Consider the following 11,738-nt stretch of genomic DNA (forward strand, 5'->3'; position numbering starts at 1 on the left):
CTCGGAAAGCATTTCGAGCGCGCTTTCTCACGGCGACGAACGCTTTCCGGTCCACAACGCGGATCGTCCATCGGACCGGTCTCGACGGATTTTCCGTTGCGGGAAGCGGGATTTTATGGCTTCGGCGGCGGGTGGTTAGCGTCGGATTCATGGAGTGGAATTTTCGGTCGGCCGGCGAGTTGGCGGTCGCGATGCGCGCTGGTGAGGTGTCCTCGGCGGAGTTGACTGAGGCGGCGATCGCTGGGATCGAGCGGGATGACGGGGCGATCAACGCCGTGTGCGTGCGCGACTTCGAGCGCGCGCGGGAGGCCGCGCGGCGTTCCGACCACGCGCGTGCCCGGGGTGAGGATCGGCCGCTGCTCGGTATTCCGTTGACGGTCAAGGAGTCCTACAACATCGCCGGGCTGCCGACGACCTGGGGCATGCCGCAGTTCCAAGATTTCGTGCCGGCCCAGGACGCGGTACAGGTGTCGCGGCTGAAGTCTGCCGGCGCGGTGGTGCTCGGTAAGACCAACGTGCCGTTCGGGCTGCAAGATGTGCAGAGCTTCAACGAAATCCACGGCACCACGAACAATTCGTGGGATCACAGTCGTACCTCGGGCGGATCTTCGGGCGGATCGGCGGCCGCCCTGGCGTCCGGATTCGGTGCGCTGTCCATCGGTTCCGACCTCGCCGGTTCGCTGCGCACTCCCGCGCATTTCTGCGGCGTCTACGCGCACAAGCCAACACTCGGGCTGACAGCCACGCGCGGCATGACCCCGCCGCCCGCGCCCGCCTTGCCGACCGACGCCGACCTCGCTGTCGTCGGTCCGATGGCGCGCACTGCCCGCGACCTCACCCTCCTGCTCGACGTGATGGCCGGACCGGACCCGCTCACCCTCGGTGTGGCACACAAGATGGCGCTGCCGCCCCCGCGCCACGAGGAACTCGACGCCTTCCGGGTACTGGTGCTCGAGGAGCATCCGTTCATTGCGACCGGTGCCGCCGTGCGCGCCGCCATAAACCGGGTGGCCGACGCCCTTGTCTCCAGCGGTGCCCGCATCGAACGACACAGCCCGTTGCTACCCGACCTCGCCGAAGCCGCAGCGCTGTATACCCAGTTGCTGTTCTCCGGCTCCACGGCACGATTCCCGATCGACTCCTATGAGCAACTGCGGACCCGCGCCGCCGGCCTCGGTCCCGAGGACCAGACCCTCGACGCGGCACGGCTGCGCGGGATGGTGTTGAGCCACCGCGACTGGATCGAACTGAACAACCGTCGCGAGATCCACCGCCAGGGCTGGCGACAACTGTTCGGCGAATTCGATGCTGTCGTCTGTCCGATCACCCCTACGTCCGCGTTCCCCCACGACCACAATCCGGATCTGTTGGCACGTCGGCTCGACATCGACGGCACCGACTACCCATATTTCGACCAGCTCGTCTGGGCCGGTCTGGCCACGATGCCGGGCCTGCCCGCCACCGCCATACCAGCGGGGCAGTCCGCCGAAGGAATGCCGGTGGGTGTGCAGCTCATCGGTCCGATGTTCGAGGACCGCACGCCTTTGCGGCTGGCCGAACTGCTCGAACAGCAGATCGGCGGCTTCCAGGCACCGGCGTAAGACCTAGGTGTCCAGAGGATTTGCCCTGATGCGTTCGGCACCATTGTTGGCCACCGACGCGGCCGCGGCGCCACCCGGTTTGCGTCTCGCCTGATCCTCGAAGCACGTAATGAACTCGGTGCCGAACCCTCGCCTCGGATAGCGAGCGAGTATGTCGGCCCTCACTGCGGTGGGAAACTCCTCTGGTCGTCGTCCGACGACGTCCCAGGCCGTGGCCACCTGCAAGAGGTGTGACTCGGGATCGGCCGCCGCCGAAACGTCGTCGCGCATGTGCAACACGATGATCTCCGTCGCCCTGGCTGACCGGTCGGCAGGCCAGCCGGCCGCCACCCCGAACACCCAGGCCAGATCCCCACCCGCCTCCTCGAACGACACCCGGTGACTGTCGAACGGGTCGGTCAGAGCGATGTCGTGCAGCAACGCCGAGACGTAATAGAGCTCGTCGTCGAAAGCGATGCCGTGTGCCGCTGCGTACGTCGCACCCCACAGATACGAACGGATGCAGTGATTGAGCAACGCGGGCGAGTAGAAGCGCGTTGCCACTGCAAGGGCCGCTGTAGCCGCCGGTGTCCGCGGAGCCATCTCGTCCATCGCGCCTTCTCTCCCAGAGCCCATGATCAAGATAACGCCGCGCGGCGCGCGTTCCGTCCATACGCGGGTGGAACCGAGCACGGCTACGTCAAAAGTTCAGGCCCGAGAACATGATCCGGCCCGGGTCATACTTCTGTCGGGTGGCGGCCAGCCGGGATAGGTTGGCCCCGAAATATCGCGATGCCGGCTGGTTCGCCTCGAGATAGTTGACGTAACCGCCCACCGAATACGGCGCGACCGCTTGGTGGGCGGTGTTGAGCCACTGGGACGCCGCCGCCGGAGAGCCGGAGTTCTCGACGTACCACTGCACCAATGCGGACTGTCGCCGCCACGGAAAGGCGGTGTCCGCCGGCCCCACGGTTGCGAGTGCGCCGTCGAGCGCGTGCATGATCACCAACGGACGGCCGGCTCCACTGGGAAAAGCGTTGAACGCCGCGGCGATCCCCTGGGCGACGGCCGGGGTGATCGACTGGAAAACGTCAGATCCGCCGACATAGCCGAGCGGCGACGGGTTGAGGTTGTTGACGGCCAGGTATTGCACCAGGTCCAGGTAATTGAACGTGTGCCTGTCCACCCCGATGGGTTGCAGCCCGACCGCTTTGGTGACGCCGGCCGCGACGGCGTCACCTGATCCCGCCAGGCAGGTCGCAAGGATGCGGCAGCGCGCGCCTCCCGGGTCGGTGACGGTGTCGGCCAGTGCCCAGGTGCTGCGGTCGGCGGTACGCAGCCAGGCCTGCCAGCCGACCAGAACCTGCGCGAATGACTGCAGCGGGAAGTTGAGGCTCACGGCATCCACGTCGCTGGTCGGGAAGGTGGCGAAGGTCAGCGCCGTCGTCACTCCGAAGTTGCCACCGCCCCCGCCGCGCAACGCCCAGAACAGGTCAGGGTTCTCGTTGGCCGAGGCGGTGACGGCCCCGCCACCGGGTAGCACCACCGTCGCCGACACCAGTTGATCGGACATCAGGCCCGCATGGCGCGACTGGGCGCCCAACCCGCCTCCCAGGGCATGGCCGGCCGCGCCGACCGACGGACAGGTACCTGTCGGGATTCCCCGGCCGGCTCCCGCGAGCGCCTGGTGGATCGCATACAGACCGGTCGCAGGGGTCACGGTGACATACCCGGTACCGGCGTCGTAGTTGATGTCTCCGGGCAATTGGCGCAGGTCAAGGACCATGGTGCCGTTCGCCGTCGACGCGCCCACATACGAGTGCCCACCGCCGCGTGGAGCAACTTTGAGATTGTTGTTGGCCGCGAAGGCCATTGCCCTCTGAACGTCCGCCACCGAACTCGGGGCGACGACTGCCGCGGGCGCCAGGCCATTGAAGTTGGTGTTGAAAACCGCCTTGGCCGAGGCGAATTGCCCACCGCTGTCCGGCAGTATCACCTGCCCCCTGATGGCGGCGGCCAGATCAGCCCAGCCGGAGGCCCTGGGATCGGCACTGGCCCGGGTCGACCCGAACACCGTTCCCACGGCCAATGCCCCGGCGGCGCCCCGAAGGAACGTCTGACGTGAGATACCACGCGGTGACTCCCGCGGTTCCGTCATGTCCGCATTGTGAGTCACTCAGCATCAAAAGCCGCCGTGTAGCAGGGCGTGTCGCGCCGGGAGTCGCACAACCGATTCACCACCGTCCGAGGCTACGATCGCCCCGCGGGCAGATTCGCCCGGTTCCGACAACACATCTGGAGGCCAGCGCCGTGAGCGCACCGTCGAACCCGAACGTGATCCCTGCCTACGCCACGCTCCCCGACCTCCCGTTGGACGACGAAGACCGCGCCACACTCACCTCCGAGATCTGGGGCATGTTGGTCACCGGAAACGACGACGTAGAGGAGTTCCTCGAGATCTACGCCGAGGACTACGAACTCTCCGAGGACCAGCTCACCAACGCCTTCACCGCGTTGCGCGAGGCGAGACTGCGCCAACAGGCCGAGATCGGCGACTACCGGTCGCGGACCCGCGCGGCGTTCGACGAGTTGAACGCCAACGGCGTGATCGCCCGCGCTGACTTCTCCTGCTGCGGCACCTGCGCCTCCGCCGAGATCGGCGACGAGCGCGACGACAGCCGCCACTGGAGCGGCTTCATCTACTTCCACAGCCAGGACACCGACAGGCTGGTCGAGGACGGCAGTACCTACGTCGGCTATGGAGCGTTCGAGCCGGAGAACTTCGACGAGGAGGCGTACAACCAGCTCAGCGATCAGGCGAAGGAGGACCTGTACTTCAGCGACGTCGTCCGGATGCTCGACGAGACCGTGTTCCCCATCGTGCGGCGCCACGGCATCGAGCCGGAGTGGAACCGCGACCTGGGGACGCGGGTGCTGCTCACCAACGCCGACTGGTACGCGCCGATCGAGAGCTGAGGATGTAACCACCCCGTTTTTCGTTGTTGACAGCGTTCTCGATTCGGCTCCAGAATTGAGAACTACTGTTAGCTACGTCACACTTGATCTCCGCTGCCAGTGGCCAAATAAATGACGTCCACTGCAAGGAGACCGCGATTCCCACACGTTTTCACCTGCTTACGGGTGCGTGCCTGGTGGCCGCCGTACTCGTTATCAGCAGCGTGAGCGGTGCGGTCCCTCTGGTGCACGCCGACGGCGATTCTTCGTCAAATTCGAATCAGGGCACCAGCGGCTCGGACAACGACGGCGATACCGCCTCGTCCACGAACAGCAGCGGGTCGACCTCCTCGAACACCCCCGACGCGCCACACAACGCGACCAGCACTTCCGATACCGGCCAGAGCGGCGATCGGCCCCATTCGACCGTCTCCGCTCAAACGAATACCGGGGTCAGCGGGACCACCTCAGAGACCACGTCGAGTTCTTCCGACGACCCGAGTGACACGAAATCCGAGCCCGCGGTGACCGGGACACTCGGGAGTCTCGTTGATTCGACCGACCCGCAGATCCCGACCACCTTGAATCTGGATCCCGTAGTGGTCGATCTCCCGGCACCGTCGGCCTCCGGCGCCGCCCCGACAGAGTCCGAGTCGACATCCGGCTCGGACACCGTCGAAAACTCAGCGCCCGCGGCTGCCCAGAGCACGAGCGAACCGACATCGCACGTCGAGAGCACCAGCACCACCTCAAACTCAGCGACGACCCAGGATGCTGCGTCGAGCGCTGCCCCTGTGAATGCCCCCGACACCGTGGCCGCCACGGATGCTGCGCCTGCCGCAAACCCGGCGGCAACGGCGGCCTTGGCGTCAGAACAGCCGGCTACGCAGACCACGACACCCGAGGTCCGGCATGTCATCGTCTACCTCTTGAGGATGCTGGCGTCGTCGACGGTCGACGCCGTGATTCGACTGGCGACAGCGATCTGCGACATGTTCAGCGTCTCGTGGGCTACGCCCGCTGCCGGCGCCGTGCAGTCACTGACCGCACTTTCGTACAACTCGATCGTCACTCTCCTGAAGAAGATCCTGGCAAGTTCGTCGTCGACAAAAGTCGGATCACCCACACCCGCAGAAGCCCTGGCGTCGGACTTCAGCCTCGACAAGATCATCACTTCGTTGACCTCGATGCTGCAGGTCGCCGCCCCGGCGCTCGCCGATGCATGGCGTCCCTTCAGCGCGAAGGCCACGCCGGCCCAGAAAGCGGTCACTGCCCTTGTGGCCATGTCACTGTGGGCGCTGATCTCCGCGGCGTTGCCCGGGCTCGGCGGCCTGTTCGCCGTGGGGGCGACAGGCGTGCGCATTGGTTACCGTCAGGCGAAAGCGGGAATCACCTTGCGCACAACGGAATTAGCACGTTTCGCCAAGTCTGGACCGATTGGAACGGTGTGTACGGGCTCGCTGGTGTCCGTCCACTCGCGCACCGCAGCCGACCACACTCCCGCGCGCCCGCACCTGCGACTCGTGTCCTGATCCTCGATCCGCGATTTGACCGACGCACCGTAGCCGCGCACCGGCACTGATCTGCAGCTTTACCCGGGCGGGCGGCTTCGGGTAACTCCTGCGGGGTACGCGCCGAAATACAGTTCAGTGGATCGACCCACGCCGAAGCTCGAGGAGGGATACCGCGATGCCGAACAGTTGCCGCCGTGCGATAACCGCCATCGGTGCCGCCACGGCCGCGCTCGTCGTCCCGGCAGTTCTGAATGTCGCGCCGGCCCACGGGGATCCGCTGCCCGGTTTCTGCGTACCGCCCAGCGTTGTCGACAATGTCTGCACAGCCCGGCTGACCTCGGTGACCGCCGATGTCGTCGACGGCACGATCACCGGGACGCCGGATGGTGGCGGGGCTGCTGTCACGCTTGCCGGGCCGGCAGACGCGTACCTGAAATCGGCGGGATTCGGAGACGCACCACCGGAGGCGGTTCAACGCTGGGACGCCGAGATCGACAACGTCAGCAACCTCGACACATCCCCCGCCGACCCCAACTGGTACGGCAATGCCAAGGCCAAGGTGTTCCTGCCCAGGACGCTGAATGAGCTGGCCACCAAGTTTCCGCCCGGCAGTCTCGTCGTCCGATTCACACCCGACGACGCCCGGCCCGACGCGTTCCGGCTGGTGTCGATTCAGCCGACGCGCTAGTCGGACTACGCCCGGCCCTGTGCCAGCCCGGCGAGGTGCTTGAGCGAGTTGTCCAGGTGCTGCCGGTCGAACGGCGGGAACTCGATGTGTTCGCGAGTGGCCGCCGGCACCGCCGACCAGTCGTACGTCAGGGTGACCTCCGTCCGGTCCTCGCCGAGCGGCTTGAGGTCGTAGCGCCAGATCCAGCCGCCGAAGTCGAGGTGGGCGTCGTCAGCGCCCTGGCCCGGCAGCCACGCGATCGCGTGCGGCGGCTCGAATACCTCAACCCGGTTGGCCATCTCGTAGTGCATGCCCCCATAGTTGTCGTGGTACATCGCCATCCGGAAAATCTGGCCGGTGTCGGTCAGCTGCTTGCCGTCGAGCGATTCCCGCACCCAGCCGGTGCCGTCGATCGCCTGATGGGTGGTCGGGTCGGCAAGCACCGCGAACACGGTCTCGGCGGACGCGGCAATGGTGCATGCGGCGCTCATGGTGTCGTCAGTCATACCCGTACCGACCGAAGGCGGCGCACAAACTCATCGAGACTGCGCGTAGATCATCGAGCCTGCGCCCAGATCGCTTTTTCGCCGAAAACCGCGATCTCAGCGCAGACTCGGCACGGTGGGACTACAGGTTGAGGCCGAAAACCTTCACGGCAGCCGACTTTCCTTTCAGCTCGTGCAGCCCCCGGTCGGCGAGTCCGGGTGGGGGCGTATCCAAGGCGTCGACGGTCGGCTGGGTCAGCAGGATCGAGTCACCCGTCATCTTGGTGAGCTGTTCGACACGGGCCGCCACGTTGACGGTGTCACCGATCAAGGTGAACTCAAGCTTGCCTCCGCCGCCGATGGTGCCCGCGATCACCACACCGGTGTTGATGCCGATGCCGATTCGCAGCGCCCCCTCGAAGCGTTCGGCAACCAGTCGCTGCATCAGCATCGCGGCGCTCACCGCGGCATCGGCATGATTCGCAAGGTCGTTCGGCGCCCCGAAGACAGCCAAAGCGCCGTCGCCGAGGAACTTGTTCACATGCCCACCGGCCTCGACCACAGCGGGCACCACGATTTCGAACAGCGCGTTGAGCCGGGCGACGGTGTCTTCGGCGGTGTTCGCCTCGGCGAACGGCGTGAAGTCGCGGATGTCGACGAACATGACCGTCACCTCGCGGCGCTCGCCGGTGAACACATCGTCCCCCTGCTCGAGCAGCCGCGCCGCCAAAGCCGGATCGACATACGTCCCGAACGCGGCCTGAAGCCGTTGCCGCTCAGCCAAACCCGCCTGCATGCGGTTGAAGGAAGCAGATAGGGCACCCAGGTCGTCGTCCTGGACTACGGGCAGGCGCCGGCCGTAGTCACCGTCGGCAACGCGTTCAGTCCCCTGTGCGAGGTCGCGAATCGGTCGCAAGAACGGCGCGGTCACCACGACTGCGAGTTGCCCTGAGACGAGCGCCAATACGCCCCCGATCACGACGGAGACGACGGGATCCTCGCGGGCACGATCGATCATCGCTGCCAGGATCGCGCCCGACGTGGCGAACACGAACGCCACCGCGAGCATGGACATCTTGGACCACGTGGCAAAGGTCGGGCGGGAGCGCGGCAGCGAGTCACCGATACCGGTGTCACCGGCCACGGCAGCCCTCACCGGGCGCATCGCGCCCTCGACGAAACTGTGCATGTTGATCACCCCGACGGCAGCGGCGTACGCGGCACCGAGAACGCCGTACTGGACCAGCCGCCAGCCGGTCGCCCCGGCGATCCCACCGACAACGACGCCGAGCAGCGGGGCCCACATCACATCGGTCACGAGCGTTCGGATAGTCGTCTTCCGCGCGTAGGTGAACGTGGCCTGAAGTGCCGTTGTCGGATCGACCTCGCTGCCCGCCGCCCACTTTTCGATCAGGCGCAACTCCTTCGAGCGCGGAAGGACCAGCACGTAAACCCGCACCAGCACCGCGACAGCGGTGACGATGGCCGCGTCGACGAAACGACCAGACCTTTCGAAAGCGACAACCGTGAACGAATAGCCGAGATAGATGAGCAGCCCTGGCGGGTAGATGAGGGCACAGATCGCCCAGGAGTACGCGGGCCCGTACCGATCCCACACCCACTGAAAGATCCGGTCCATGCCGCGAGGCTAGATGGCCGCACCGGTTGAACTGCGGCTATTGGCGCAGATCCAGCCAGACTGCGCATAGATCATCGAGAGTGCGCATAGAGCGTCATTTCGCCGGGAATCGCGATCTCAGCGCAGACTCGGCGCGCGGTGGGCCAACTCGGACGAAAACACCCCCGGCCCAAGCGGACCGGGGGTGTTTCGTATTACTTCTAGTGAGCGTGGCCGTGGTGGCCGTGCCCGTGATCTTCTTCCTCGGCCGGCTTGTCCACGACGGCCGTTTCGGTCGTCAGGATCATGCGCGCCACGGATGCCGCGTTGAGCACCGCGGAGCGGGTCACCTTGACCGGATCCACGATGCCCTCGGCGACCAGGTCGCCGTAGGACAGCGTGGCGGCGTTGAAGCCATGCCCGTTGGACTGCTCGCTGACCTTGTTCACCACGACCGAACCGTCCAGGCCGGCGTTGGTGGCGATCCAGTACAGCGGGGCCGACAGCGCGGAGGAGAACACGTCGACGCCGAGAGCCTCGTCGCCCTTGAGCTCGCCGCGCAGCTTGTCGAGGGCAGAGCGAGCCTGCACGAGTGCGGCGCCACCACCGGTGACGATGCCCTCCTCGACAGCAGCCTTGGCCGCCGCGACGGCGTCCTCGACCGCTTCCTTGCGCTTCTTCAAGTCGGTCTCGGTGGCCGCGCCGACCTTGATCACCGCGACACCGCCGGACAGCTTGGCCAGCCGCTCCTGCAGCTTCTCCCGATCCCAGTCGGAGTCGGTGGTCTCGATCTCGGCCTTGAGCTGCTTGACGCGGTCGGCGACCGCGTCCTTGGAGCCGCCGCCGTCGACGATCACGGTGCTGTCCTTGGACACCACCACGCGCCGGGCGGAGCCCAGCACGTCCAGCCCGGCCTCACGCAGCACCAGGCCCACGTCGGGGTTGACGACCTGGCCGCCGGTGACGACGGCGAGATCGTCCAGGAACGCCTTGCGACGATCGCCGAAGAACGGCGCCTTGACGGCGACGGCCTTGAGCGTCTTGCGGATGGCGTTGACGACCAGCGTGGACAGGGCCTCGCCCTCGACGTCCTCGGCGACGATCAGCAGCGGCTTGCCACTCTCGGCGACCTTCTCCAGCAGCGGCAGCAGGTCGGGCAGCGAGCTGATCTTGTCGCGGTGCAGCAGCACCACGGCATCCTCGAGCACCGCTTCCTGGGCGTCGAAGTCGTTGACGAAGTAGGCCGAGATGAAGCCCTTGTCGAAGCCGACGCCCTCGGTGACCTCGAGCTCGGTGTTCAGCGTCGAGGACTCCTCGATGGTGACCACACCGTCGTGACCGACCTTGGTCATGGCCTCGCCGACCAGCTCACCGATCTGCTCGTCGCGCGAGGACACCGTGGCGACCTGGGCGATGGCGGTCTTGTCCGACACAGGGGTGGCGGCGGCCAGCAGCGCCTCGGACACCGCGTCGGCGGCCTTGCCGATACCCAGACCCAGAGCGATCGGGTTGGCACCGGCGGCCACGTTGCGCAGGCCGGCCTTGACCAGAGCCTGTGCCAGCACGGTGGCGGTGGTGGTGCCGTCGCCTGCGACGTCGTTGGTCTTGGTGGCCACCGACTTCACCAGCTGGGCGCCGAGGTTCTCGAACGGATCTTCCAGGTCGATCTCGCGGGCGATCGTGACACCGTCGTTGGTGACCTGCGGGCCACCGAAGGCCTTGGCCAGCACCACGTTCCGACCGCGCGGACCCAGCGTCACCTTGACCGCATCGGCGAGCTTGTCTACGCCGGCCTCCATGGCCCGGCGCGCAGTCTCGTTGAACTCAATCTGCTTGCTCATAAGTCTCTTTCATGACTCCTAACGCATACCGCCCCGGAAACCGCCCGTGCTGAACACGGGGATCTCCGGGGCGGTTACACGAGGTCCTTTACGGAACTACTTTGCAACGACAGCCAGCACGTCGCGTGCCGACAGGATCAGGTACTCCTCGCCGTTGTACTTGATCTCGGTGCCGCCGTACTTGCTGTAGATGACGGTGTCGCCCTCGGCAACGTCCAGGGGGATCCGCTTCTCGCCATCCTCATCCCAGCGGCCGGGGCCAACTGCGACGACGGTGCCTTCCTGCGGCTTTTCCTTGGCGGTGTCCGGGATGACCAGACCGGAAGCGGTCGTGGTCTCGGCCGCGTTGGCCTGAACGAGGATCTTGTCCTCGAGTGGCTTGATGTTGACTGCCACGATGGAAGCCCTCCACTTTTCGGGGTTTGGATCCGGGGGGATCCCCAGATGCCGGTTACCAGGTGTTCGGCAAGCGTCCGTGCCCTTGCTCCGTCGTCGCGGGTGCCGGCGCTGGGTTTGGCCGCATGCCACCTAGCACTCTATACATGCGAGTGCTAGCACTCAAGGGTGGCCTCTGATTACCGGCCGAAAGCGCTCGGATCCATCATGAGGTGGTCAGACACGTTCCCGACCATCTCGACCTCGACTTGGCGCTCGGTGAAATACCAGTCGTTTTCGTCACGGGCGAACACATCGGCGTAGCGCCCGACCACGATCGGCTGTAGCGGCACGGTGTCGGTGTTCTGCACGACACAGAACGTCGAGCGAGCGGATGCACGCTCACCGTCGACGTCGACGATCGGGTTGAGCACCAAATGCCTGGTCCGTGGAGTGTTGCCGTGCTCGGGGAACCGGCGCGTCGTCGACGCGAACAGCTTGGCGATCGCCGAGGCTCCTGCCACCCCCATAAACGAGCCGCGTCCGAGCAGCTCCCCGACCCCGTCGAAGTCGCCGGCGTCGATCAGCTCGGCATAGCGGTACAGCAGCTCGGTGACCTCAAGCTTGTCTTCGACTGTCATCCGGCTACCTCTCCTGGCGAACAGACACAAATGTCCCCGACACGCCGCGGCGGAGCGAACAT

12 protein-coding genes are annotated in these 11,738 nt (G+C 66.0%); 4 read left to right on the forward strand and 8 right to left on the reverse strand.

Annotated elements, in window-relative coordinates; translation table 11 throughout:
- Positions 1–149: 149 nt before the first annotated feature.
- A complete protein-coding gene (locus EH231_RS23940) occupies positions 150–1,601 on the forward strand; it encodes an amidase (protein ID WP_090432319.1) in 1,452 nt (483 codons plus the stop codon).
- A 3-nt stretch (positions 1,602–1,604) separates the two neighbouring features.
- On the opposite strand, the gene EH231_RS23945 is transcribed toward EH231_RS23940, so the two are convergent.
- Together EH231_RS23945 and EH231_RS23950 are read right to left on the reverse strand one after the other, a co-directional pair.
- Positions 1,605–2,192 carry an HD domain-containing protein gene (locus EH231_RS23945; RefSeq protein ID WP_234941141.1) on the reverse strand — a complete coding sequence of 196 codons (588 nt, stop codon included), beginning with the start codon at positions 2,190–2,192 and terminating at the stop codon, positions 1,605–1,607.
- Positions 2,193–2,280: 88 nt separating this feature from the next.
- Positions 2,281–3,738, reverse strand: a complete 1,458-nt coding sequence (locus EH231_RS23950) for an FAD-dependent oxidoreductase (RefSeq protein WP_090432317.1) — start codon at positions 3,736–3,738, stop codon at positions 2,281–2,283.
- Positions 3,739–3,890: 152 nt separating this feature from the next.
- Here EH231_RS23950 and EH231_RS23955 point away from each other — a divergent pair, with 152 nt between their 5' ends.
- A complete protein-coding gene (locus tag EH231_RS23955) occupies positions 3,891–4,556 on the forward strand; it encodes a DUF6891 domain-containing protein (protein WP_241177795.1) in 666 nt (221 codons plus the stop codon).
- A gap of 415 nt (positions 4,557–4,971) precedes the next feature.
- Here EH231_RS23955 and EH231_RS23960 read toward each other — a convergent pair whose 3' ends face one another.
- On the reverse strand, positions 4,972–5,454 hold the full coding sequence (locus EH231_RS23960; protein WP_090432315.1) for a hypothetical protein: 483 nt from the start codon (positions 5,452–5,454) through the stop codon (positions 4,972–4,974).
- A gap of 10 nt (positions 5,455–5,464) precedes the next feature.
- Between EH231_RS23960 and EH231_RS23965 the strand changes: the two genes are divergently transcribed.
- Positions 5,465–6,067 (forward strand): hypothetical protein, encoded by a 603-nt coding sequence (locus EH231_RS23965; RefSeq protein ID WP_124713468.1) that lies wholly within the window; start codon positions 5,465–5,467, stop codon positions 6,065–6,067.
- A 157-nt stretch (positions 6,068–6,224) separates the two neighbouring features.
- Entirely contained in the window at positions 6,225–6,737 is a 513-nt protein-coding gene (locus EH231_RS23970) for a hypothetical protein (RefSeq protein ID WP_234941140.1), read from the forward strand.
- A 5-nt stretch (positions 6,738–6,742) separates the two neighbouring features.
- On the opposite strand, the gene EH231_RS23975 is transcribed toward EH231_RS23970, so the two are convergent.
- The 5 genes from EH231_RS23975 to EH231_RS23995 form a co-directional block, all read right to left on the reverse strand.
- Complete coding sequence (locus EH231_RS23975; protein ID WP_090432311.1) at positions 6,743–7,222, reverse strand: SRPBCC family protein; 480 nt, start codon at positions 7,220–7,222, stop codon at positions 6,743–6,745.
- Between the two features lie 121 nt (positions 7,223–7,343).
- The gene (locus EH231_RS23980; protein ID WP_090432309.1) at positions 7,344–8,840 is read right to left on the reverse strand and encodes an adenylate/guanylate cyclase domain-containing protein; all 1,497 of its coding nucleotides are present in this window, start codon (positions 8,838–8,840) and stop codon (positions 7,344–7,346) included.
- A gap of 200 nt (positions 8,841–9,040) precedes the next feature.
- Positions 9,041–10,660, reverse strand: a complete 1,620-nt coding sequence (gene groL / locus EH231_RS23985) for a chaperonin GroEL (protein ID WP_090432307.1) — start codon at positions 10,658–10,660, stop codon at positions 9,041–9,043.
- A gap of 96 nt (positions 10,661–10,756) precedes the next feature.
- The gene (gene groES / locus EH231_RS23990) at positions 10,757–11,059 is read right to left on the reverse strand and encodes a co-chaperone GroES (RefSeq protein ID WP_036390082.1); all 303 of its coding nucleotides are present in this window, start codon (positions 11,057–11,059) and stop codon (positions 10,757–10,759) included.
- Between the two features lie 176 nt (positions 11,060–11,235).
- A complete protein-coding gene (locus EH231_RS23995) occupies positions 11,236–11,676 on the reverse strand; it encodes a nuclear transport factor 2 family protein (protein WP_090432305.1) in 441 nt (146 codons plus the stop codon).
- Positions 11,677–11,738 lie beyond the last annotated feature (62 nt).

This window comes from Mycolicibacterium nivoides (genome assembly GCF_003855255.1).
Lineage (GTDB): Bacteria > Actinomycetota > Actinomycetes > Mycobacteriales > Mycobacteriaceae > Mycobacterium > Mycobacterium nivoides.